Origin of the sequence: Hoylesella timonensis S9-PR14, assembly GCF_000762405.1 — a bacterium.
GTDB classification, from domain to species: Bacteria; Bacteroidota; Bacteroidia; order Bacteroidales; family Bacteroidaceae; genus Prevotella; species Prevotella timonensis_A.
Window position 1 is genome coordinate 1 of record NZ_JRPQ01000089.1, and the last position, 23,441, is coordinate 23,441.

21 protein-coding genes and 1 tRNA gene are annotated in these 23,441 nt (G+C 39.7%); 5 read left to right on the top strand and 17 right to left on the bottom strand.

The window, feature by feature from the left end; all coding sequences use genetic code 11:
- The 4 genes from HMPREF9304_RS14920 to HMPREF9304_RS06015 all read left to right on the top strand — a co-directional run.
- Window positions 1-210, top strand: a 210-nt coding sequence (locus HMPREF9304_RS14920; protein ID WP_036927401.1) for a hypothetical protein, incomplete at its 5' end; no start/stop codon positions are given.
- A gap of 115 nt (window positions 211-325) precedes the next feature.
- Complete coding sequence (gene xpt, locus HMPREF9304_RS06005; protein ID WP_036927403.1) at window positions 326-901, top strand: xanthine phosphoribosyltransferase; 576 nt, start codon at window positions 326-328, stop codon at window positions 899-901.
- Between the two features lie 19 nt (window positions 902-920).
- The gene (locus HMPREF9304_RS06010; RefSeq protein ID WP_052045955.1) at window positions 921-2,297 is read left to right on the top strand and encodes a nucleobase:cation symporter-2 family protein; all 1,377 of its coding nucleotides are present in this window, start codon (window positions 921-923) and stop codon (window positions 2,295-2,297) included.
- A gap of 218 nt (window positions 2,298-2,515) precedes the next feature.
- Window positions 2,516-3,388, top strand: a complete 873-nt coding sequence (locus HMPREF9304_RS06015) for a sigma-70 family RNA polymerase sigma factor (protein WP_008125841.1) — start codon at window positions 2,516-2,518, stop codon at window positions 3,386-3,388.
- Window positions 3,389-3,473: 85 nt separating this feature from the next.
- Here HMPREF9304_RS06015 and HMPREF9304_RS06020 read toward each other — a convergent pair whose 3' ends face one another.
- The 5 genes from HMPREF9304_RS06020 to ileS form a co-directional block, all read right to left on the bottom strand.
- Window positions 3,474-5,168 (bottom strand): dipeptidase, encoded by a 1,695-nt coding sequence (locus tag HMPREF9304_RS06020; RefSeq protein ID WP_052045957.1) that lies wholly within the window; start codon window positions 5,166-5,168, stop codon window positions 3,474-3,476.
- Window positions 5,169-5,207: 39 nt separating this feature from the next.
- The gene (locus HMPREF9304_RS06025; protein ID WP_036927406.1) at window positions 5,208-6,131 is read right to left on the bottom strand and encodes a DUF4296 domain-containing protein; all 924 of its coding nucleotides are present in this window, start codon (window positions 6,129-6,131) and stop codon (window positions 5,208-5,210) included.
- The gene (locus HMPREF9304_RS06030) at window positions 6,124-6,777 is read right to left on the bottom strand and encodes a lipoprotein signal peptidase (protein WP_036927408.1); all 654 of its coding nucleotides are present in this window, start codon (window positions 6,775-6,777) and stop codon (window positions 6,124-6,126) included. The genes HMPREF9304_RS06025 and HMPREF9304_RS06030 overlap by 8 nt, the downstream gene beginning before the upstream one ends.
- 37 nt (window positions 6,778-6,814) lie before the next feature.
- Window positions 6,815-7,195, bottom strand: a complete 381-nt coding sequence (locus HMPREF9304_RS06035; protein WP_008125848.1) for a TraR/DksA family transcriptional regulator — start codon at window positions 7,193-7,195, stop codon at window positions 6,815-6,817.
- A 62-nt stretch (window positions 7,196-7,257) separates the two neighbouring features.
- Complete coding sequence (gene ileS / locus HMPREF9304_RS06040; RefSeq protein ID WP_036927411.1) at window positions 7,258-10,938, bottom strand: isoleucine--tRNA ligase; 3,681 nt, start codon at window positions 10,936-10,938, stop codon at window positions 7,258-7,260.
- A 906-nt stretch (window positions 10,939-11,844) separates the two neighbouring features.
- Between ileS and HMPREF9304_RS06045 the strand changes: the two genes are divergently transcribed.
- Window positions 11,845-11,932, top strand: a tRNA-Ser gene (locus HMPREF9304_RS06045).
- Window positions 11,933-12,245: 313 nt separating this feature from the next.
- Here HMPREF9304_RS06045 and HMPREF9304_RS06050 read toward each other — a convergent pair.
- From HMPREF9304_RS06050 to HMPREF9304_RS06105, 12 genes are all read right to left on the bottom strand, one after another.
- A complete protein-coding gene (locus tag HMPREF9304_RS06050) occupies window positions 12,246-13,217 on the bottom strand; it encodes a F0F1 ATP synthase subunit gamma (protein ID WP_036927414.1) in 972 nt (323 codons plus the stop codon).
- A gap of 2 nt (window positions 13,218-13,219) precedes the next feature.
- Entirely contained in the window at window positions 13,220-14,809 is a 1,590-nt protein-coding gene (gene atpA, locus HMPREF9304_RS06055) for a F0F1 ATP synthase subunit alpha (RefSeq protein ID WP_036927416.1), read from the bottom strand.
- 17 nt (window positions 14,810-14,826) lie between these two features.
- On the bottom strand, window positions 14,827-15,363 hold the full coding sequence (locus HMPREF9304_RS06060; protein ID WP_025072264.1) for a F0F1 ATP synthase subunit delta: 537 nt from the start codon (window positions 15,361-15,363) through the stop codon (window positions 14,827-14,829).
- Between the two features lie 8 nt (window positions 15,364-15,371).
- Window positions 15,372-15,890: a F0F1 ATP synthase subunit B gene (gene atpF, locus HMPREF9304_RS06065; RefSeq protein ID WP_008125853.1), complete on the bottom strand. Its 519-nt coding sequence runs from the start codon at window positions 15,888-15,890 to the stop codon at window positions 15,372-15,374.
- A 14-nt stretch (window positions 15,891-15,904) separates the two neighbouring features.
- Complete coding sequence (locus HMPREF9304_RS06070) at window positions 15,905-16,147, bottom strand: ATP synthase F0 subunit C (protein ID WP_036927418.1); 243 nt, start codon at window positions 16,145-16,147, stop codon at window positions 15,905-15,907.
- A 49-nt stretch (window positions 16,148-16,196) separates the two neighbouring features.
- Complete coding sequence (atpB, locus tag HMPREF9304_RS06075) at window positions 16,197-17,243, bottom strand: F0F1 ATP synthase subunit A (protein WP_036927420.1); 1,047 nt, start codon at window positions 17,241-17,243, stop codon at window positions 16,197-16,199.
- A 21-nt stretch (window positions 17,244-17,264) separates the two neighbouring features.
- Complete coding sequence (locus HMPREF9304_RS06080; protein WP_156104775.1) at window positions 17,265-17,642, bottom strand: hypothetical protein; 378 nt, start codon at window positions 17,640-17,642, stop codon at window positions 17,265-17,267.
- A 42-nt stretch (window positions 17,643-17,684) separates the two neighbouring features.
- Window positions 17,685-17,927, bottom strand: a complete 243-nt coding sequence (atpC, locus tag HMPREF9304_RS06085; RefSeq protein ID WP_036927423.1) for an ATP synthase F1 subunit epsilon — start codon at window positions 17,925-17,927, stop codon at window positions 17,685-17,687.
- A gap of 31 nt (window positions 17,928-17,958) precedes the next feature.
- Complete coding sequence (gene atpD / locus HMPREF9304_RS06090; RefSeq protein WP_036927424.1) at window positions 17,959-19,488, bottom strand: F0F1 ATP synthase subunit beta; 1,530 nt, start codon at window positions 19,486-19,488, stop codon at window positions 17,959-17,961.
- Between the two features lie 159 nt (window positions 19,489-19,647).
- On the bottom strand, window positions 19,648-20,625 hold the full coding sequence (pfkA, locus tag HMPREF9304_RS06095; protein WP_036927426.1) for a 6-phosphofructokinase: 978 nt from the start codon (window positions 20,623-20,625) through the stop codon (window positions 19,648-19,650).
- A 192-nt stretch (window positions 20,626-20,817) separates the two neighbouring features.
- The gene (locus HMPREF9304_RS06100) at window positions 20,818-21,834 is read right to left on the bottom strand and encodes a glycosyltransferase family 2 protein (RefSeq protein ID WP_036927427.1); all 1,017 of its coding nucleotides are present in this window, start codon (window positions 21,832-21,834) and stop codon (window positions 20,818-20,820) included.
- Window positions 21,822-23,306, bottom strand: a complete 1,485-nt coding sequence (locus HMPREF9304_RS06105; RefSeq protein ID WP_036927429.1) for an oligosaccharide flippase family protein — start codon at window positions 23,304-23,306, stop codon at window positions 21,822-21,824. The genes HMPREF9304_RS06100 and HMPREF9304_RS06105 overlap by 13 nt, the downstream gene beginning before the upstream one ends.
- Between the last annotated feature and the right edge of the window lie 135 nt (window positions 23,307-23,441).

The window sequence follows — 23,441 nt, forward strand, 5'->3', positions numbered from 1 at the left end:
TTTTTCTATTTTGAAGATTTTAGATGGCCGTTTTTTGGTAAAATTACAGGACAAAAAAGTCTGATGTTCCAAGCAAAAACAACAAGGAAAAATGCAACTCTTTTATTGATGCGAAATTATTGTTACAGCGAACGAGTTAAGCAATGTGATGCGGTTTATTCGTTAGATACAGTGCTGAAACAAAAGAAAAAAGAGTATTTTTTACGATAAGCTACCCTATCTTAAATAAAAAAGTTGTGCATTATCCATACAAAATACTAAGCATTTGTGCTAAGCTCTTGCATCTTTTTAGTAACTTTGCACGCATTACAAAAATGCAGCTCAAATGAAAACATTAATTGACCGTATCTTGAAAGACGGGCGTTGTTATCCTGGTGGGATTCTAAAAGTAGACAAGTTTATCAATCACCAAATGGATCCCAACTTAATGAAAGCCATTGCCATTGAGTTTATAAAAAGATACAGTTCTACTGAAATCAATAAAATATTAACCATCGAAGCTTCAGGTATTGCACCCGCCATTGTAATGGGACTCTTGTTGGATCTTCCTGTTGTATTTGCGAAGAAAAAGAAAGCTTCGACCATGGACAACATCTTATCCACTACTGTATTCTCGTTTACCAAGCAACGGGAATATAATGTAGTTATTAGCAAGGACTATCTGACCCCACAAGACAAGGTTGTGTTTATTGATGACTTCCTTGCTTACGGCAACGCAGCAAAAGGAATCATCGACCTTTGTCAACAAGCAGGAGCAGAATTGGTAGGCATGGGGTTCATTATTGAGAAGACTTTTCAACATGGTCGTGATGTGATTGAAGCGGCAGGCGTTAGATGCGAATCATTGGCGATGATTGAATCACTCGATGACTGTAAAATCAAATTGAAAGGAATTGATTAACTCACAACACCAGCGACAAATGACGACTTCAACAAAACCACAAGAGCCTATCCTTCATCATCAAACCGATTTAATTTATGGTCTGCATGATAAGCCACAACTTAGAGAAGCCTTGTTTGCAGCACTGCAACATCTTTTGGCTATTTTTGTGGCAATTATCACACCCCCTTTAATTATTTCGAATGCACTGAGCTTTGACCTTCATACCACAGGCTTTCTTGTATCTATGTCATTATTTGTTTCTGGCGTTGCCACCTTTATACAGTGTCATCGCATAGGTCCGATAGGAACAGGACTGCTTTGTATTCAAGGAACAAGCTTTTCATTTATTGGCCCCATTATTGGTGCTGGCATGTTAGGAATGATTGGTGGAAAAATAGATACAGAATTAGCATTAGCCTACATATTCACAGCTTGTATGTTTGCTTCTGTGGTGGAAATGTTTGTCAGTCGAATTTTGAAATACACTCAGAAGATTATCACTCCGCTGGTTTCTGGAATTGTGGTTACGCTCATAGGTATGTCTCTCATCAAAGCAGGTATTAACGCTTGTGGTGGCGGAGCAGCGGCAGAAGCTAACGGAACCTTTGGTTCGTTAATGAATTTGGGATTGGCTGCGTTGGTTTTGTTTGCCATCATTTTCTTTAATCGTTCGTCAAACAAAATCTTAAGAATGAGTTCTATCGTCTTAGGATTAGCCATTGGTTGCTTGGTAGCGTATTTCTTAGATATGATACCACTTGATGCGACACAGGATTATGGTGGGTTCAACATTCCCATTCCTTTCAAATATGGCTTTAGATTTGACATTTCAGCAATCATCTCCTTAGGGTTGGTATATCTCATCACAGCAATTGAAGCCTATGGCGACATCACTGCAAACTCCCTTATCTCGGGCGAACCCATCCAAGGGCGTACGTTTGAAAAGCGAGCCGCTGGTGGTATTCTCGCTGATGGTTTTAACTCAATGTTGGCTGCCATATTTAATTCATTCCCAAATTCCATTTTTGCCCAAAACAATGGCATGATTCAACTCACAGGAATAGCAAGCAGATATGTGGGTTATTACATTGCAGGAGCCTTAATATTGCTGGGGTTATTCCCCGCAGTAGGCATTGTTTTCTCTTTAATTCCTGCTCCCGTTTTAGGAGGTGCTACCCTCTTGATGTTTGGTACCGTTGCCGCAGCAGGCATCAAGATTATTGCCGCTACCAAAATTAACCGAAAAGCCATACTTGTTATGGCAATTAGTTTTTCCTTTGGATTAAGTGTTGAAATGGTACCCGACATTCTTAACCAAATGCCTGAGACCATTCGGAATATATTTTCCTCTGGTATTACAACAGGTGGATTAGCGGCTATTCTCACTAACTCACTTATCCACATCAAAGACTAATAGATAGATGAAATGGTCAGCAAATACAGCCGATCGGAACAACATCGCTATTATATTTACCAGACGACAGGTCTTTTTATAATTATTTAAAGATTTTACAGGCGACACCATTCGTTATTCTCGATATTTTTCCTTACCTTTGTACAGATTTTCTGCACACATTTTTCGTGCGTATATAAATATATTGTAATCAAAAGTTAGAAGTAAGGATATCAAAGATGAGACAATTAAAAATTCAGAAGAGTATTACCAATCGTTCAAGTGAAGCATTAGATAAGTATTTAGTGGAGATTGGTCGTGCCCCTTTGATTTCTATCGACGAAGAAATAGAACTCGCTCAAAAGATTAAAAAGGGCGGACCAGAAGGCGAAAGAGCGAAGGATAAGCTTGTTACAGCCAACTTAAGATTCGTCGTTTCTGTAGCAAAACAATACCAACATCAAGGACTTACCCTGACAGACTTAATTGACGAAGGCAATATAGGACTTATTAAAGCCGCTCAAAAGTTTGATGAGACACGTGGTTTCAAGTTTATTTCGTACGCTGTTTGGTGGATTAGACAAAGCATTCTGCAAGCCATTGCGGAACAAAGTCGCATTGTGAGACTTCCATTGAATCAAGTTGGCTCACTTAATAAGATTAATCACGAAATCAACCGATTCGAACAAGAACATCATAGACGCCCTTCTATCACAGAATTATCTGATGCAACAAACATCGACGAAGAGAAGATTGGACAGAGTATGATGGCAGACGGACATCACGTAAGCATTGATGCGCCATTTCAAGACGGTGAAGACAACACCATGTTGGATGTCATGCCAAGTGGAGATGACAGTAGAACGGACAGACAGGTTGACCATGAATCGATGGCACAAGAGCTTAACACCGTATTAAACAAGGTGTTGAAAGATCGCGAAATAACCATTATTAAAGAATGTTTCGGCATCGGATGTCACGAAAAAGGACTCGAAGAAATTGGCGATCAATTAGGGTTAACCCGTGAACGTGTTCGACAAATTAGAGAAAAGAGTATTGCCAAGCTCCGTGACAGTGGTAATGCAAAAATCCTCATGAAGTATTTAGGATAAGAAATCTAACGAGTAGGAGATAAATACCAATAGTGTATTTATCTCCTACTTGTTAAATTGCTTATAGAGTTCTATCTTGTGAATGCTATTTTTCCGAGGGAACTAAATATTTATCGCCAGTTCGTCTAACAATTTCTTTGGCATAGGAAGCGGGGAAACCTGGACGCTTTACTCGTGAGCCTAATCCTGTTTTGGTTCTCGTGAATTGTCCGTTCTTCACAGGTTTAACAGCCATGTCATTGTATTTCACAATTAAGAAGATAGCCAGTTGTTTCCAACGACTTAGCATCTGTTGGGCTATCTCATTAGAATATTGGTTGAGATACTGGATTGCTTCTGCCTTGTTGTTTTTATACAGACGCAAAGCTTCTTCTTCCACTGCATGTTGTTTTTTGAAATATGACAATTCTAACGAATCACGGACTGCCTTCACATCTGGAAACATTTGTTGATAACGAGGATAAACCATATTGCTTACCCAATTACATACCCAATAGGCATTTTTATCAGAAAATGTTACAGCATCTGCTCCCGGCGTATGATAGCATTCCGGCTGCGATGTGTTTCCACAATAAATAGGCGTATATGCAATCATATTTCCATCGTCATTGCCAAACCAGAGCAATCCTCCTATTTCACGAGGCAACCAACTTCGCATCTGACTTACAAACGTAAATCCTGACTGTTGGGTAGATGTTGGTCTTTCATTAAAATAGGTCTGCTCACCAACTTTATACTTTAGAGGTGTTGGACGATAGGGCATTTGCCAAATACCTCCCCCGATATCAGCACTATCTATTGCCAACGGAGTTCCTTCATAGTGATCGCGCATGCAAGCCTGTACATCTTGAATACTTATTTTCTTTTCAGGGATAATCCAAAGCGGCATATCTTCTGCATTTGGATCTTTACCTAACGCCCATGGTAAATACTTGGACATATCTTGAAAGTGATTGAAGAAGCTCCAAACTCGCGCATCACAAAACCTACGTCCAGAGAAATCTGGTTTTGCATAAGCTTCCTTCCATGAGAAGTCTGCATCTTTACCAGTGTACCAACCTTTCTTTCTTGCAAACTCAACAACATCTTTGGAGTAGAGAACATTCTTCTTGTCCTTCATATTAAATTTACCAATTCTGCTTTGATTGGCATGACCACACACCGCATTATCAGGAATACGTATCGCTACCCATACGGTTCCTTTGCTTCCAGGACCTTTGCCCATCATCTCCATAATCCAAGCCTCATTTGGATCACAAATGGTGAAAGTTTCCCCCTCACTATTATATCCATATTGATTAGTCAGAGTTGTCATGATACGAATTGCTTCTCTGGCGGTCTTGGATCTTTGCAACGCAATGTAAATCAGTGAACCATAATCAATAATACCTGTTGTATCTACCATTTCTTCACGACCTCCATAAGTTGTTTCGCCTATGGTTACTTGGTATTCATTTATATTTCCAATCACATTATAGGTTTCAGCTGCTTCTGGTATCTGTCCATGATAAACATTGGTATCCCAATCATAAACATCACGCATTGTACCTGCTTGATGTTTTCCTGCAGGAAAATGATTAAGTCCAATAAATAGCCCGTAGTCATCAGCATTGTAAGTACAAATGACAGAACCATCAACAGATGCATTTTTACCAATAATAAAGTTGGTACATGCGTTTGTTGTTTGAGAACTAAAAAGGAGAGCGACGAATAAAGCTATAAAAGCAATAGCCCGTGTTTGATGCTCATGGATTTGAAAAATTTGCTTCGTTCTTTTCATAGATATAAAGTTTAAGTATTTTTTGATGATTATAATTTATTATTGAGACACACTTTGTACTGGACGAGAAGCGTCAGCCTCTCTCCTTTTTGGTTGCATTCCTCGACTCGGTGCAGCTCTCAGAGAGTCATGCATGAGCGTGCTATCCACATTTAGTGAATCAGATTGTTGCTTTGTCTTTTTCTTTTGTGCATGTATCTTCACCAAAGAAATGTTGGTCAATATCATGAGTTTGAATGTTGTACTATAAGCATCTGCAGGATTGTTATTATTCAATAAGAAATAACCCCGTATCTCTTTAATGCCAATATTATTGTCATCTGAAATTTGCGTAGTATAGTGATTCGGCGTTGATACATAAAGAGTTTGAGTGGCAACACTGTCATTTTTGAATTTTACTGCCATGATAGCCACCGCATCACGTGTACCATCTTGATAAATGAACTGAGCATCGAAATTAAGAAAAAGTCGATCGCCAGGCTTAAATGTTGAATCTGCCTGAATAGTGTAAGAACTTACATTAAAAGGTCTGTAAGGACTGAGAACCATTGACCGATTATCTCGCCAAACATTAGCGGTATCTCCGCTGGCAGAGTTCAATTGATATCTATTGACTTGGCTTGCTGAAGCACCCAAAGAAAGAGCATCTTTACTCATTCTATTTGATAAAGATTCATAAATATGCTGCAGGAGTCGGGTGTGACGCGTATAATAAACCATCGACGAATCAAATTCTGCTTCTGAAACACCATGTTTTTTTAAGACAGCAGCCTTGTATTTTAACATCAAAGAAGCATCTTCATAATTTGCTTTGTACATCGCATCTGCCAAATGATAGTCGTATAAAATATCCTCCATTTTATCCTCTTGAATGTATTGTTTCGGAACAGAGGGCTTACACGATATCAATGCCAACAAATAGAATATCGAACATAAACAATATGTAAGAAGTTTCTTACTCATTTTTGCTAATCGATGTTTCTTTATCTTGAATGGTACTGCCAATATGCTCTAATTCTTTGCGATAAAAAAGCAAGAGGATTATCACCCCAACACTGATGCAAGCATCGGCAAAATTAAAAATTGGAGAAAAGAAAATAAAGTCTTGTCCTCCAAAATGAGGAACCCAATCAGGCCATGTAGACACAATAAGAGGGAAATAAAACATATCTACCACCTTACCATGTAAGAAAGACGAGTATCCCGAACCAAAAGGAACAAGCTCTGCAACTTGATAAGGAGTTGAAGGTGTGAAGATTAACCCATAGAACATAGAGTCGATAATATTTCCCATAGCCCCTGCAAGAATCATAGAAAGACAGATGATATACCCCTTCGTATGTGGTCGCTTCAAGAGTTTGGTCATATAGAAGATAATCACGCCAATAGCTACTAATCTGAATAGGCTCAAGACTAATTTGTTGATAAAGGTTATGCCATAAGCCATTCCGTTATTTTCTATAAATCGAATATAGAACCAATTGGTAATCTGAATGGAATCATCCAACGCCATATTGGTTTTGACCGCTATCTTAATGACTTGGTCTATCAACAGTATCAATACGACAATAATGACAGCCAGTTTTCCGTCTGTGATGTATCTTTTCATACTCCGTTGAGTTAATTAGAATGCAATAGAGAAAATATTAATGTTTCCTTGCATTCTTAGATGCAACGCTTAAAGTAGCATGAGGTACCACTCTTAAACGTTCTTTTGGAATCAACTCGCCCGTGATACGATCAATTCCATAGGTTTTATTCTTTATTCGAACCAATGCTGCTTCCAAACCTTGAATGAATTTTTGTTGACGAGCCGCCATTTGAACCAAATCTTCTTTAGATTGTGACGAACTTCCCTCTTCCAATGCTTTATAGGTAGGAGACGTATCATCCGTGTCATTCCCATCTTCATTCATGATTTGTTTCATCATGCTGGTATAATCTTTACGAGCCAAAGTTAATTTCTCGTTTATAATAGCTTGAAACTCTTCAAGTTCAGCATCGCTATAACGTTTTTTCTGTTCCATACAGATAAATTTTATCAATCTAATTAATCCATTGAGTTCTTCAAACTCTATTCTCTTTTATATTATATTCTTTTTTCAATGAGGATATGAAGTTGGAAATCATCAAAATCAGTCTCTACTCCATCGTTCTCTTTGATTTTAATTTGATTAGCAAGAACTTGGCTTTTGATGTAATCACTGTAATCTTGAATTGCAGCATCACTGTTTTCATTTGGTGATATGACCACATCAATCCTGTCAGTAATTTCAAAATTGTTTTCTTTGCGTAAGTTTTGAATACGGTTGATGAGTTCACGAGCTATTCCTTCTTTCTTCAATGCTGGGGTTAATTCAACCTCTAAAGCAACGGTTAGATTGCCCTCATTAGCAACCAACCATCCTGGAATGTCTTCACTCACGATCTCAACATCCTCCCGACTAACAGTTACTTCTTGTTGGTCTACAGAGAAAGTTAGCTGACCGTTCTTTTCAAGCATTGCAATATCATCTTGTGAGACATTATCCATATAGTTCGCAATGCCTTTCATAAGCTTGCCAAACTTCTTTCCCATGGTGCGGAAATTACACTTTATTTTTTTGACAAGCATACCTTGTCCCTCAATAAAGTTCACTTCTTTGATGTTCACTTCATTTTTCACCAAGTCGGCAACTGCTTCAATTCTGCGTTTTTGTTCTTCGCTTGTAGCAGGAATCATGATTTGCTGGAGCGGTTGTCGCACTTTGATATTAACTTTTCTTCGTAGTGCCAAAACCATACTGGTTAGCTTTTGCGCAATCTCCATTCTTGCTTCCAAGTCCTCATCAATGAGCGACTGGTCTACTTTGGGGAATTTATCCAAGTGAACACTTGCTAATGCTCCACCCAAATCTGCATACAGTTGGTCTGCAAAGAAAGGTATAAACGGTGCTGCAAGTTTGCTAATGGTCAATAAGCACTCATACAGGGTGTTATAAGCGGACAATTTATCTTCGCTCATTTCCTTACCCCAGAAACGTTTGCGATTCAGGCGTACATACCAGTTACTCAAGTCATCATTCACAAAGGTATCTATCAATCTCCCAGCTCGAGTTGGGTCAAAGTTATTCAAATCATCTTCAACTCCTTTGATGAGAGAATGCAACTTCGAGATAATCCATCTATCAATTTCTGGTGCATCTTTTAACTTTGTCTTATCAAAACAACCTGTCGGTTGAAAATCATCGACATTTGCATATAGTGCGAAGAATGAATAAGTGTTGTAGAGTGTACCAAAGAACTTCCTGCGAACCTCATCTACACCTTCTTCATCAAATTTCAAATTATCCCATGGACTTGAGTTTGTCATCATATAGAACCGAACAGCATCAGCTCCATACCGTTCAATCATATCAAACGGATTCTTGACATTCCCCAAATGTTTGCTCATCTTATTACCTTTGGCATCGAGGACCAAACCTGTTGAAATCACATTCTTAAAGGCTACGGAATCAAATACCATGGTGGCAATGGCATGGAGCGTAAAAAACCATCCACGTGTTTGATCCACGCCCTCGTTAATGAAGTCTGCGGGGAAGAAAGCTGGTGGAATCGGTGTACCTACATAATTACTCTGTACCATCGCCTGACGAGCGTCCTCGCCTGTCAGTGTCTGTCCTTCTGCATTCTTCAAGGAAAGTCCTTCTGCCATTTCTCCTTCAAATGGATAGTGCAATTGGGCATAAGGCATAGAGCCACTATCAAACCACACATCTATCAAGTCTGATTGGCGATACATTGGTTTCCCCTCGTCATTGACAAGTACTATCTGATCGACATAGGGACGATGCAAGTCTACCTTATCATAATTTTCTTTAGAGAAATCACCTGGCACAAATCCTTTTTCCTTCATTGGATTTGAACTCATTTGTCCTGCAGCAACACTTTTCTCTATTTCATCGTACAATTCGGCTAAGCTACCTATACACTTCTCCCCTTTTTCATCATCTCGCCAAATTGGCAAAGGCGTTCCCCAAAAACGACTACGACTCAAGTTCCAGTCGTTCAGGCTCTCTAACCAGTTACCAAATCTTCCTGTTCCTGTTGACTCTGGCTGCCAACGAATGGTATTATTGAGCTCTACCATACGTTCTTTCTTCGCAGTATCTTTGATAAACCAGCTGTCCAACGGATAATATAAGATAGGTTTATCGGTTCGCCAACAGTGAGGATAGTTATGTACATGTTTCTCAATCTTGTAGGCAGAGCCTTCCATTTTCATTTCCAAAGACATCACGATGTTTAAATCATCGGCTTTTTCTGAAGCTTTTACATCCCAAATACCATTTGGATTAAATCGAGGATCGTAAGCATTCTTTACATAATCTCCTTCATGCTTGTGGTAGTTGACAACATTAACACATTTGTCCACAAAATTTTGATCCAGTTCTACAAGGTTGTAGTATTTTCCTTGAAGATCGACCATCGGGCGAGTTTCTCCCTTTTTATTGATGAGATAAAGTGCTGGTATATGCGCATCTTTTGCCACTTTCGCATCATCTGCACCAAAGGTAGGTGCGATATGTACGATACCTGTTCCATCGTCAGTGGTAACATAATCGCCAAGTATCACTCTGAAAGCGTCACTTTCCATTTCAACAAAGTGATCTTTATTGTTTTCTGCCACAAATACTTTGTCTGGGTGAGCCTGCGCATAGTTGGTGATGAATGGTGCAGCATTGCTGTCCACCTTTTCCGTGGGTTTTACCCAAGGCATAAGTTGCTCGTAATGAAGTCCTTCGAGTTTCTCTCCCTTGTGGTGATTGATAATCTTGTAGGGTACTATTTTGTCTCCCTTGCTAAAAGCAGGCAGGTCGACACCCTTTGCTACTTCGCCCTCTGCGGAAAGATATGCACTCACTCTTTCGTACGCCATAATGATGTTTATTGGCTGGGCAGAATAAGGATTGTAGGTCTGTATCGAAACATAATCGAACTTTGGACCCACACACAGTGCTGTATTAGAAGGAAGTGTCCATGGTGTGGTAGTCCATGCGATGAAATAGGTATCTCCCCATGAATTTAAGTCTTGCGCCTCATCCAACTGTGCCACACTCTCAGGAGTAAGTTTGAACAGACCTGTGACAGTCGTATCTTTCACATCACGATAACATCCGGGCTGATTAAGTTCGTGTGAACTCAATCCCGTTCCAGCACCAGGAGAATAGGGTTGTATCGTATAACCTTTATATAATAGACCTTGGTTATATAATTGTTTTAGAAGCCACCAAAGGGTTTCTATATATTTATTATCATAAGTGATGTATGGGTGGTCTAAATCTACGAAATAGCCCATTTCTTCTGTTAAGCGACGCCATTCCTCCGTGAATTTCATGACGTTTTCCCGACATTTTCTGTTGTAATCCTCAACAGAGATGTAGTGTTCGGATGCTTTGTTGTCGATATCCTTCTTGGTAATACCCAACTCTTTCTCAACGCCTAACTCAACAGGCAGTCCATGGGTATCCCATCCAGCTTTGCGCAAGACATGAAACCCCTGCATTGTCTTGTATCTATTGAATGTATCTTTAATCGCACGTGCCAACACGTGATGAATACCGGGGTGTCCATTTGCCGAGGGAGGACCTTCAAAGAATATAAATTGTGGACAGCCTTCCCTTTCTTTGATGGAGCGATGAAAAATGTCATTCTTTTCCCATTTCGCCAATATCTCTTCGTTAGTTTTCTTCAAATTCAAACCTTGATGTTCGGCAAATCTTTTACCCATAAATATACTTTGTTAGATATGTGTTGTTATTTAGAGCGCAAAGGTAACAAAAAAACTTATCATTAACAAACTTATATCTTCTTTTTCAGTTTGCTGTTTGTTTACTTATTTTAGGGTCTAAAAGGATTCATATTGGTAGCCGCTCAATTGCTATACACACTTACATCGGGTGCCAAGATTCTAATTAACTCGGTAGAAAATCTCAAACGATTTGTAAGCTTCTCATCTTTTTTGACGAATATAAGAGACACAACTATTTCTGCTTTTTCTTATTTTTTATCCGTATTTTATTTGTGTAATTTGTCCTGAAAAATGACAATAAAATGAGCGTTGAAAAAAGACAAAATAGAAAAATTCAAGCCACAAATCCTATGCTATTATGCACAAAAACTACCAAGAAAACTTGTTTTCTTTCCTATAGCATTGAGTTAAGGCGGTTGGAAACATGTTATAAGGGCACTATTAACACGACTTAAGGTGCTTGAAGCATGTTAATAGTCGCATTGAAGTGATGTATTTCAAGCAAAAAAAGACTATTTGAGGAGCCAAATTTCTTCCAAACTTATATATCATATTGAAATACAATACTTTATGAAAAGTGCTCATAATTTCAATATTTTGAACGAAGGAGGAAGGTAGTTGAAAATATCGCAGCTATGCAAGGGGTGTTGTAAAATATTTTCTGAAAATAGCCAAAGATTTTAACTAACAAAAAAAAACTTGTTATTTTCGTGTGGCAAAAAGACAAGAATAAAAAGAAAGTAAGTTTTTGAGGTGATGTTGGAGGACGCTTATTCTGATCCATACAAAAATAGCTGCGCATTGGCGTTGAATCGTTCCCAAAGAATTAAATGGTCTAAAATTTTGGAGATTGCAGAATTATGTTTACTTTTGCAAGGCAAATTAGGAAGATTGGCAGAGTGACCGAATGCGCTGGACTCGAAATCCGGTATACCCTTTTTGGGTATCGGGGGTTTGAATCCCTCATCTTCCGCTTCTTGGATATAGTAAAAGGATACGATTTCCCTTTTTGAGTTCTTCTGCTATTCCAATCTTTACAAAAGATTGATAAGCCCTCTCTTTCGCTTTTAAGTACATGGTTACAGCTTGCTGTTACTTAATGTATTACCAGTTGAAAATTCACAATATCATCAAGCACAAGTCTTCCATCTCGGTTATGCTACGAAGGAGGACATAAAAAAGACCATATCTTACTTTGTTATTCAGTCTGATATGATCTTTATGGGAAATCTAAAATAGGAGTAGGTGCTTCCTCCACGCACTCATTACCTCTCTCCTATTGATAACTAATTATTTATCGAGCCACCAACAATATCAAGCAACTCATTGGTAATCGCTTGCTGTCGACTCTTATTCAACTGTAAGTTTAAGGAGCTTAGCAACTCATCAGCATTGTCTGTTGCTGTTTGCATCGCCACCATTCGGGCAGCATGTTCACTGGCAACACTATCTAACAAGGCGGTATAAAACATGAGATGCAACTGTTTGGGAATCAATGAACTTAACACCGTTCTAATATCTGGCTCAACAATAAAATCATCATTCAATGGCTTTGCTTCTTCTGCAGCTTTCTTGCTCACTGTCTTTTTATTCTTGCGCAAGTATTCTTGCGCTTTGGCAGTTGCAAGATCCGAAGACAAGTCACGATCATTATCCACACCCACTTCTGTACTTAAATCGATGGGTAAGAATGTCTTGCGTTTTAGAAGTTGTGTTCCAGCACTTTTGAAGTGATGATAAATGATTTCTACTTGATCAAGCTCACCTTGCGCAAACTTCTTTGTGATTTCACGAGCTACCTTTTGACATTCATGGGCATTCGGTTTGTCCGCCAAATGATTAAAGTTTCCTGCAGGTGTAAATCCTAACTTCTTTACTTTATCAAAAACTTTCCTACCAATGGGATAGATCACAATATTATCTTTTCCCAAGTGGCGATACTCTTCGATAACCTGCATCATGAGTTTGAGAACATTGCCATTAAAACTACCGCACAAACTGCTATTCGAGGCAAAAACAACCAAAGCAACTCTTTTAATTTCTGAACGCTTTTTATCAAAAATGGTATCATTTTCGGGTGTCGAAGCCAAGAATGATTTAAGAATATGTTCCAACATATTTTCGTATGGAAGCATGTTCTCTATTTGAATTTGCGCATGATGAAGCTTACTTGACGAAACCATTTTCATGGCACTCGTAATCTTCCTTGTGTTCTTTACACTGGCAATGCGGGTTTTAATTTCTTTGAGTGATGGCATAATTATGAAGCTTGATACTGTGCAGTCACATCAGCCATTGTCGATTTTATCGTTTCAATGGCTTCGTCTGTTAATTGACCTGAGGCTAAAGTTTTCAATACATCGGCATATTTTGTCCTCATTGTTTCCAAGAAAGTGTCTTGACATTCACGAACGCTATCAATTGGAACGTCAGCAAATAAGCCATTTACACCACAGTACATAATGGCAACTTGCTCGCCTATAGGCATGGGACTATATTGCGGCTGTATCAAAAGTTGGTTGTTTTTACGACCTCTATCCAATGTCATTGCTGTGACAGAATCCATATCACTTGAGAATTTAGAGAAGGCCTCTAACTCTCTGTACTGTGCCATGTCAATCTTCAATGTTCCTGCCACTTTCTTCATACTCTTGATTTGAGCACTACCACCCACACGAGAAACCGAAATTCCTACATTAATAGCAGGTCGGAATCCTTGGTTAAACAGGTTGCTTTCCAAATAAATCTGTCCATCGGTAATAGAAATGACGTTGGTTGGAATGTAAGCAGAAACGTCACCAGCCTGAGTTTCTATAATAGGCAGTGCCGTCAGCGAACCACCTCCCTTGACATGTCCTTTCAGAGATTCTGGCAGATCGTTCATCATTTCAGCAACTTCTTGCTGGTCATTGATACGAGCAGCTCTTTCCAATAAGCGTGAGTGAAGATAGAACACATCTCCTGGATAAGCTTCACGCCCTGAAGGACGACGCAATATCAATGAGATTTCACGGTAGGCAACGGCCTGTTTGGAAAGGTCATCATATACCACCAAAGCTGATTCGCCTCGATCGCGGAAGTATTCACCGATTGCAGCTCCAGCAAATGGCGCATAATATTGCATTGCTGCAGGGTCAGCAGCTGTAGCTGATACTACAATAGTATAAGGTAAAGCTCCGTGTTCTTTAAGTGTTTGAACAAGATTGGCAACGGTGGATGCCTTTTGACCTATCGCTACATAGACACAATATACAGGCTTTCCTTCCTCGTAAAAACTCTTTTGGTTGATAATTGTATCCAGTGCAATGGCTGTTTTTCCTGTTTGTCTGTCACCAACAATCAGCTCTCTCTGTCCACGTCCAATAGGAATCATCGAGTCCACGGCTTTAATACCCGTCTGAAGTGGTTCTTTTACAGGTTGTCTATAAATAACACCAGGAGCCTTTCTCTCTAAAGGCATCTCGAAACTTTCGGTCAAATCAAGCTCTCCTAACCCATCGATAGCCTCACCCAGTGGATTGATAACGCGTCCAAGCATAGAATCGTTTACACGAATAGAGGCAATACGGTGGGTACGTTTAGCAGTCATACCTTCCTTAATGCCGGATGTAGGACCTAAGAGGATGCACCCTACATTGTCTTCCTCCAAGTTCATCACAATGGCCATCGTGCCGTTTTCAAACTCCAACAATTCATTGGCCTCAGCATTTCTCAATCCATAAAGTCTGGCAACGCCATCTCCCACATTGAGAACAGTACCTACTTCTTCAAATTTCAAATCTGTTTGAATGCCTTTCAACTGCTGAAGTAGTACTTCTGATACTTCACTTGGTTTTATTTTATCTGACATTTTATGCTTTGTTTAAATTATTTTTTTAGCTGTTTCAGAATTTTGTTAAGCTTTGTTTGTACACTGGCATCCATCCTATACGAATCGTATTCAAGGATGAAACCACCGATGATATCTGGATTTACTTCTGACTGGAAATTAATTGTTCCCTTCGATTGGCTATGAACCACCGCTTCCATTCGCTTTTCGATATCTTCTGTAACAGCTGTAGCAGTAATCAATTTTCCGCTAATGATATGCTTCTGTTGACGATACAAAGTAATATAAGATGTGAAAATGTATTGCAAGATATTTTCTCGTCCTGCACTTAACACCAAGCGAATAAAATCTTTCGTTAGCTGTGTAGGATTAGTTCCGCAAGCCAACTCAATCAGTTCCTGCTTCTTATCTTGATGCAGCATGGGATTGTCAATCGTTTGCCTCAAATCAGAGATGTGAGCATAGCTGTGACTGAGTGCCAGCATCTCTTGAAATACGTTGTCCTCTACATGCTTTTCAAGTGCACATTTGAGCAATGCACGAGCATATCTAACAGATATTACGCCTGTGTTCATCTTATCTTCTATGCTTGGTTCTTTTCAACCGATATATCATTCAGTAACTTGTTAATCAACTCCATCTGGCTATCTTTGGAAGCAAGTTCTTCACGAATAACCTTTTCTGCTATTTGAACAGAAAGTTCAGCGACCTGAGAACGAATATCTCGAATGGCATTTTGTTTCTCAATGTCTATTTCTGTTCGTGCTTCACTGATTAGACGAGAACTTTCATCCTTTGCCTTCACATGTGCTTTCTCCACAATAGAGTCACGAGTAGCAGCAGCCTCTTTTAACATAACCGCTTGCTTTTCACGAGCATCATGAAGAATTGCATCTCCTTCTTGTTGAATTTTGGCTAAACGTTCAGAGGCCTCATGTGCTTTACGAAGACTGTCGTCAATATAGGATTTACGTTTTTCCACCATATTGATGATAACAGGAAAACCGTATTTCGAAAGTACAAAAAAGACCACCAAGAAAGCCAAGAACATCCAAAAGAGGAGTCCAAGATCAGGAGTTAATATTGATGGTAAATTCTCCATTCTATGATAGTTTATTATTTAATAAGGAAAGCACAAGCTGCAATTGCGAAGAGCGCACATCCCTCAATGAAGGCAGATGTTAAAATCATGTTTGATGTAATCTTACCTGAAGCCTCTGGTTGACGAGCAATGGCATCCATGGCATTACCACCAATTCTACCAATACCGATACCTGCACCAACTGTTGCAATACCTGCACCAATTCCACAGCCAAGCTGTGCTAATCCTTCTGCTGCTAATAATGTTGAAATCATCATAATTCGTTTATTTTTTGTTATTAATTTTAGAAATCTATTCTATGAAAGTTTATATGGATGTTTCTGGTTCTGGATGTGCTAATCCAATGAACACCGCACTAAGCATCGTAAAGACATAAGCCTGAATAAAGGCAACTAACACCTCCAACAGATTCATGAAAAGAAGCATCACCGCACTAAAGAGATTCAACCCTAAGCCATATCCTACACCCATGTTCCAACCTAAGAAGATGACACAGGTAAAACTAAGAATCACGGCATGACCTGCCATCATATTGGCAAAGAGACGAATCATCAGTGCAAAGGGCTTCGTGAACACTCCAAATAATTCGATAACAGGCATCAGTGGTACTGGTAATTTTAGAAACAGTGGTACGTGAGGCCAAAAAATATCTTTCCAATATTCTTTTGAACCAAAGCAATTGATGGCTATCATCGAACAAACAGCTAAGAACAGTGTAATGTTGATATTTCCCGTAATATTGGTACCACCAGGGAATATAGGAATTAAACCTATGAGGTTACAAGTTAAAATAAAGAAGAATACCGTTAATAGATAGGGCGCAAAACGTTGATAATTCTTTTCTCCTACAGAGGGACGAATCAAATCGTCATGTATCGTCATCACAAACATCTCCATGACTCCAACAAAGCCTTTAGGTGTTTCCGTTTTTTCATCGGCATTCTTATACCATTTGGCACAACTTAAAAATACCAAAATCAAGACAACAACAACAATCCAAATTTGTACAACAACCTTTGTTATACTTAAATCAATAGGACGAGCAGTTTCTCCGTTGCCTACATGTTCGTAAATTTTTCCATGATGCTCTTCATCGAAAAAGAACTGTTTTGGTAAATTCTTTGCCGTACCCACATACCATTCACCTGTCGTTTCACTTCTCACAATAATAGGCAATGGTAAGCTGAGATGCTTACCCTTAAAAGTAGCAATGTGCCATTCATAAGAATCGGACAAATGTTCCAGCACAATCTCCGGAATATTCAATGCCTCCCCCTCTGAATTACTGGCCATTAACTGTACTGGAGCCAGTAGTAAAGATAAGCAAAACAGTATCGTTCTTATTTTTTTCATCCTTTATTCAACGTTATCGTGTCATTTAGTTTCACTTGATTGCGCCTTACTTTTAGCAATGAAGAACAATGAGTGATGTATCAAAATAGTCAAATAATAACTCATGAAAGTCAGGCATGATACCAAAATGACTGCTTTCTCCATCACGAGGAAGAAAACAAACATCACTCCGATTGCTGCAAGCGTTCTAACACTTGATACTGCCATGAAGAATGTTGGAAGATAGTCTGCCTGTTTTTGAGCAATCCTACTCCACACTAAGATATCAGCCAAATCAATTGTCAAGGCAAAAGTCACCCCCACAATGAGTGGTGTAACCATATGGTCAACTTTTCCTATTTTCATTACCAAGACACCAATCAAAGTTAATGCTGTTAACAGCAAAAAGCTTTGTGTCATGTAGCGTCTCTTGATTTGCCTAATATCATTCATCCTTTGTGGCTATAGTTCAACACATAAACTAATTACATTCTTTTGTACCTCAACAAATCCACTCTCTATTTCTAACTGCTTAAGCTCGCCTGTCTCTATTTCGTAGCTCACCTTTCCAGACTCAAGAGAAGAGATGATGGGCGCATGATTCACTAAAATTTCAAACTCTCCAAGAGTTCCTGGCACAGTTACACGATTAACTTCACCGTCAAAGATTCTTTTTTCTGGAGATATAATTTTTAGTCGAAGCATTATTGTTGGTCGTTTTTATAGTTTCTATAAGTTAGCTTTTGGCTGCTGCGAGCAGCTTCTTGCCTTTCTCAATAGCATCTTCTATTGTTCCTACATTCATGAATGCTTGTTCTGGAAGATCGTCTACTTCACCGTCAAGAATCATATTAAATCCTTTAATGGTATCTTCTATCGGAACCATTACTCCCTTCAAGCCAGTAAACTGCTCTGCAACAGTAAAGGGTTGCGAGAGGAAACGCTGTACACGACGTGCACGATTCACAATCTGTTTATCTTCATCGGACAACTCGTCCATACCCAAAATAGCGATGATGTCCTGTAACTCTTGGTAGTGCTGAAGAATTTGTTTAACTCTTTGTGCACAGTTATAGTGCTCTTTACCCACAATCAGTGGATCCAAAATACGAGAAGTCGAACCTAATGGATCAACAGCTGGATAAATACCCAACTCCGTAATCTTTCTACTGAGTTCAGTAGTGGCATCCAAGTGTGTAAAAGTGGTCGCAGGAGCTGGGTCTGTCAAGTCGTCCGCAGGAACATACACCGCCTGTACAGACGTAATAGACCCATTTTTGGTAGAAGTAATGCGCTCTTGCATCGTTCCCATTTCAGAAGCTAAAGTCGGTTGGTATCCTACAGCAGAAGGCATACGCCCTAATAAGGCTGAAACTTCTGAACCTGCCTGAGTAAAACGGAAGATATTATCAATAAAGAACATGATATCTCCACCTTGTCCATCTCCATTTACTCCTCTATCACGAAACTCTTCTGCAACGGTCAGACCTGATAAGGCTACCGACGCACGAGCACCTGGTGGTTCGTTCATTTGACCATATACCAAGGTGGCTTGCGACTTCTGCAGTTCTTCTGGGTCAACTAAAGACAGGTCCCACTTGCCTTCATCCATTGCTTTCTTAAATTTTTCGCCATAGCGGATAACGCCTGAATCAATCATATCTCGAATCAAGTCGTTACCTTCACGGGTTCGTTCACCAACACCCGCAAATACAGAATAGCCATTATGTCCTTTCGCAATGTTGTTAATCAACTCCATAATGAGGACGGTCTTACCTACACCAGCACCGCCGAACAAACCAATTTTTCCACCTTTCATATAAGGCTCTAACAAGTCTATCACTTTGATACCTGTGGCCAACATTTCCTTATGCGTGGATAAATCTTCAAAAACAGGTGGCTGCCTATGAATGGGATAAGGTTTCTCCTTCGACAGTTGTTCCATTCCATCAATAGCCTCCCCTATCACATTCATCATTCTACCTTTAATCTGATCTCCTGATGGCATGGTTATCGGACTACCTGTTGCAATCACTTCCAAGCCACGTCTCAAGCCGTCTGTGTTATCCATGGCTACACAGCGAACCGTGTCCTCGCCGATGTGCTGTTGTGTTTCAATCACCAAATCGCTACCGTCTTCACGTTTTACGATCAGCGCATCGTATATTTTGGGTAAGACAGACTCTGGATCTTGACCTTTCGTATCAAAATAAACATCAATAACAGGTCCAATAATCTGGGAAATATGTCCATTCACTTGTGACATAACTTTTTATATTTATATGAAACTATTTTCTAAAAATAAAAAAACTTTAGCTGTGCAAATATACAAAAATACTTTGATTGCTTACTTGTACAAATATTATATTAACAGAACAGTTTGTTATATTAACATATTTTAGACTTTATGCCTTAGGCTACCTTTTTATATACTCAGTTCGTCGAGTACCTTGATGAGCTTCTTGTCAAAAGGCTTATCGCTCCGAATAGCCTCAGTCAATGGTATATAATCTATTTCGTTGTTTTTAATACCAATCATAATGTTGCGCTGTCCTTGCATAATGGCTTCTACTGCGCCAACACCTGTCCTGCTGGCTAAGATTCTATCGTGTGCCGACGGGCTTCCTCCACGTTGCAGATGTCCTAAAATAGATACGCGAACATCGTAACCAGGGAACTCTTTTTTCACACGATCGGCATAATACAATGCACCACACTTTGGACTCTCACTGACAATGACAATGCAAGAACGCTTAGATTTACGAATTCCGCGTTCCATAAAATGCCCCAACTGGTCTACATCAGTGCTGTCTTCAGGAATGATAGCTGCTTCAGCTCCTGAAGCAATCGCACTATTTTGAGCTAAAAATCCAGCATCGCGCCCCATTACTTCAACAAAGAAAATGCGCTCATGGCTCTGTGCTGTGTCCCGAATTCGGTCTACACACTCTACAATGGTATTCAACGTAGTATCGTAACCAATGGTAGAATCGGTTCCATAGAGGTCATTATCAATAGTTCCTGGAAGCCCAATACAACGGACGTCATATTCTCTTGCAAATTCAATTGCACCACGCAACGATCCATTACCACCTATTACTACCAAAGCACCGATAGAATGCTTCTGAATATTCTCATAAGCCTTCTTTCTTCCTTCGGGTGTTAAAAATTCTAAAGAACGAGCTGTTTTTAAGATAGTACCTCCAGACATGATGATGCCGCTCACATTTTCGGTCGTGAAATCTTTAATTTCATCATTTATCAATCCATCATAACCTTTATAGATACCTTTTATCTTAAAACCGTTACAGATACCAGCACGCGTTACCGCACGTATGGCTGCATTCATACCAGGAGCATCTCCACCAGAAGTTAAAATACCAATTGTTGTAATCTGCTTCATATATTCGATTTTCTTTGTCAAATCCCAATGAGGGGAAATCTATAGATTAGTTCTTAACATCTATATAACTATAGTGCGCTCTAAAAACTTCACAAAGGTAATAAATATAATGTGAATTGGGCAAAACATTTATATGAAAATTCTTTGAAGACCTTATTTGGTAGCTCTTTTGATGCCAGTGGCTGTGACATTTCACTGATTCTTAGTCTGCTGGATGCCCCTTCGAAAAATAGACCTGAGGGTAAAATAGAGTTCTTCTTGTATTCTGAACATCTTCCATGAAAAGCGTAGCGGCATATACCCGAATTTATATTTTAGTCTTTTGTATAACCTGTGTACCTCGATACCGCTCCATATACGATGAAGTTCACACATGCCCATCGCAGAATCCTCGGCAGAAAGCTGTTTTCTGTAGGAATAATGAAAATAATATAAATCTATCAATACCAGCCAGCGTACATTTTCATAAATCGTTAAAACATCATCGCTTACGTTAAGTTGTGTCAACTGCTTCTTCATACTTTCGTTGGCACGAAGATAATCAAACCTGCTGCCACTAATCGCACGTGTTACCGAGTGAGGATTGTAGTGGTAGTAGTTCTTTCCGTGACAACAACTCACTTGCTTAGAAAACAAATAATGCAGTCGTGTACTGTTGTCATCACTGTAGGTCTTACACGTGTCATCGTACGGGAATTGTTTGAAAAGGGAAGTTTTCGCAGCATAAACGCCATGAATTTTCCACGTCAAGCTGTCTTTGAAAGCCTCGTATCCAGACCTTTCTTCAAAAAAATCCATGTCATATTCCTGCGCCGTTGAATTGTCTTCTCCAAGGGTGAGAAGCTTGAAAAGCACACAGTCTACTTGTGGATGCTTTTCAAAAACCTGTAAAGCCTGTTCCAAGGCATCGGGCGCAAAAGTATCGTCGCAATCTAAAATCGTGGTGTAACGAGCGTTGATATGTTTAATTCCTTCGTTGCGTGCATGTGCTATTCCATAGTTTTGACTTAGATGAAGAATCTTAATTCGTCGGTCTATAGCTGCATACGACTGTAATATTTCCCAAGAATTGTCCGTAGAGCCGTCGTCTATACAAATCACTTGAATGTCTTTGAGGGTTTGTTTCAGCAACGAATCTAAGCATCTTTTCAGATACTCGCTACCATTATAAACCGCCACCAATATGGCAAATGATGCTATTTTTTCCATACTCGTAATTTTAGATGTGTCCACAAATCTGTCTTTTTTCTCAATATGCGTAATGACACCCACAGGCTCAAGAGGACAAGCACTACGCCCCCACCCCAATACAACCAGCCATGGGTTGACAACACCAAGCCGTAAGTGAACAAGCCAAACATGAGTTGGATGCCTAAATATTGCCACACCGAATAGGATATATTATATTGATAGGTGGTGTGCATAAAATAATATAGCATTAAAAAATCCAATACTGCAACCAAAGTGATAGCTATTCCTGCGCCTAATAACTCATAATAGTGGAATCCTGCGATAACAGCCAGCACCAGGACAACATCGTAAATAGCCTCTACAAGGAGGTACAGTCTCGAATTACCTTTTGCTAACGGAATGTAAGCAATAGGTAGTTTGACAGCTCGCCAATACATCGCCAGCACCAAGGTCTGCACCATGACTTGGAGCGACACAAACTCTCGACTATACAGCAGCGGCAACAACACCGGTACACCTACCATGAACACCACCAACATAGGCGAAATGAGCAACAACGACACTTCTATCTGACTGTTGACCGTTTCGTTCAACAGCGCACCCGTGTGCTTGATGGACGACAAGCGTGGGAAGAAATCGGTTTCCATGGCAGAAAACACCAAACCCGCATACGTCATTGTCATCATATAAGCTGCATTAAACAGTCCAACGGTCTCTACCGATCCCAGTACATTAAGGTAGCGACGTATCAAGAAATCGGCACCGCTTCCCAAAATACCAGCCAGCACAAAAGCCACTCCAATCTTGAGCATAGGACTTCCCTGCAACAACAATGTTTTGCTCCAGTTAAAATGTATAGCGTATTGTCTATGAGAGTAATAAATAGTGAGCAGCATTTGTGTCAAAGCGACAATGATGAGTGAAGGAACAATAGCTGCCTGACGCCAGATGTAGAACAATGGAATGGAGGTAATTAATGCGCCTACGATGTTGAGAAAAGAGATTTTCGCTAACGATTTGAGTTGTCGTAAGGCTTTCAAAATGGCCAATTCTCCCCCCGTCACTGCCATTAGGAATACCACTATCGACAGCAAAACAAAATGCAAAGAGTGGTCTCCCCAGCCAAAAACCCACCGACTGAGTATAGGACTTATCACCATGCACACCACCATACCCAACAGAGCCGTCAACATGCTCAACAGTCTCACACTGTCAATACAACGTCTCATATAGGTCTCGTCGTGCTGTTCGAAAGCAGCAGACAGTTCCCTAACGGCACTCATACTTAATCCAAAATTAGTGGAGTCGCTAATCAGTTTGGTTGTGGAATTGAAGAGCGACATCAGTCCCATTCCCTCGGCACCGAGAAGAAGAGCCACCAACTTATTGCGAACAATGCCTACCAAGATGCCAAGACCTTGTACACCGCCAAACAGACCAGTGTATTTTAAGATATGGGTATAGGTTTTGTTGCGATTCTCGTTTGTCATCTTTGAATGAACGAATAAAAGTACATTTTATTACGTCTTTCCCTTAAAAACCTTACACGTCTCAACTCACGTGGTGCTTCTTACCTACGAGATGACAATGACAACGAACCGATAGGTGGAGGCAACTACCAGCGA

What these genes read in the sequence shown, in the direction of transcription:
- xpt (WP_036927403.1), top strand. Translation starts at nt 326, where the DNA reads ATGAAAACATTAATTGACCGTATCTTGAAAGACGGGCGTTGTTATCCT.
- HMPREF9304_RS06010 (WP_052045955.1), top strand. Translation starts at nt 921, where the DNA reads ATGACGACTTCAACAAAACCACAAGAGCCTATCCTTCATCATCAAACC.
- HMPREF9304_RS06015 (WP_008125841.1), top strand. Translation starts at nt 2,516, where the DNA reads ATGAGACAATTAAAAATTCAGAAGAGTATTACCAATCGTTCAAGTGAA.
- HMPREF9304_RS06020 (WP_052045957.1), bottom strand. Translation starts at nt 5,168, where the DNA reads ATGAAAAGAACGAAGCAAATTTTTCAAATCCATGAGCATCAAACACGG.
- HMPREF9304_RS06025 (WP_036927406.1), bottom strand. Translation starts at nt 6,131, where the DNA reads ATGAGTAAGAAACTTCTTACATATTGTTTATGTTCGATATTCTATTTG.
- HMPREF9304_RS06030 (WP_036927408.1), bottom strand. Translation starts at nt 6,777, where the DNA reads ATGAAAAGATACATCACAGACGGAAAACTGGCTGTCATTATTGTCGTA.
- HMPREF9304_RS06035 (WP_008125848.1), bottom strand. Translation starts at nt 7,195, where the DNA reads ATGGAACAGAAAAAACGTTATAGCGATGCTGAACTTGAAGAGTTTCAA.
- ileS (WP_036927411.1), bottom strand. Translation starts at nt 10,938, where the DNA reads ATGGGTAAAAGATTTGCCGAACATCAAGGTTTGAATTTGAAGAAAACT.
- HMPREF9304_RS06050 (WP_036927414.1), bottom strand. Translation starts at nt 13,217, where the DNA reads ATGCCATCACTCAAAGAAATTAAAACCCGCATTGCCAGTGTAAAGAAC.
- atpA (WP_036927416.1), bottom strand. Translation starts at nt 14,809, where the DNA reads ATGTCAGATAAAATAAAACCAAGTGAAGTATCAGAAGTACTACTTCAG.
- HMPREF9304_RS06060 (WP_025072264.1), bottom strand. Translation starts at nt 15,363, where the DNA reads ATGAACACAGGCGTAATATCTGTTAGATATGCTCGTGCATTGCTCAAA.
- atpF (WP_008125853.1), bottom strand. Translation starts at nt 15,890, where the DNA reads ATGGAGAATTTACCATCAATATTAACTCCTGATCTTGGACTCCTCTTT.
- HMPREF9304_RS06070 (WP_036927418.1), bottom strand. Translation starts at nt 16,147, where the DNA reads ATGATGATTTCAACATTATTAGCAGCAGAAGGATTAGCACAGCTTGGC.
- atpB (WP_036927420.1), bottom strand. Translation starts at nt 17,243, where the DNA reads ATGAAAAAAATAAGAACGATACTGTTTTGCTTATCTTTACTACTGGCT.
- HMPREF9304_RS06080 (WP_156104775.1), bottom strand. Translation starts at nt 17,642, where the DNA reads ATGACACAAAGCTTTTTGCTGTTAACAGCATTAACTTTGATTGGTGTC.
- atpC (WP_036927423.1), bottom strand. Translation starts at nt 17,927, where the DNA reads ATGCTTCGACTAAAAATTATATCTCCAGAAAAAAGAATCTTTGACGGT.
- atpD (WP_036927424.1), bottom strand. Translation starts at nt 19,488, where the DNA reads ATGTCACAAGTGAATGGACATATTTCCCAGATTATTGGACCTGTTATT.
- pfkA (WP_036927426.1), bottom strand. Translation starts at nt 20,625, where the DNA reads ATGAAGCAGATTACAACAATTGGTATTTTAACTTCTGGTGGAGATGCT.
- HMPREF9304_RS06100 (WP_036927427.1), bottom strand. Translation starts at nt 21,834, where the DNA reads ATGGAAAAAATAGCATCATTTGCCATATTGGTGGCGGTTTATAATGGT.
- HMPREF9304_RS06105 (WP_036927429.1), bottom strand. Translation starts at nt 23,306, where the DNA reads ATGACAAACGAGAATCGCAACAAAACCTATACCCATATCTTAAAATAC.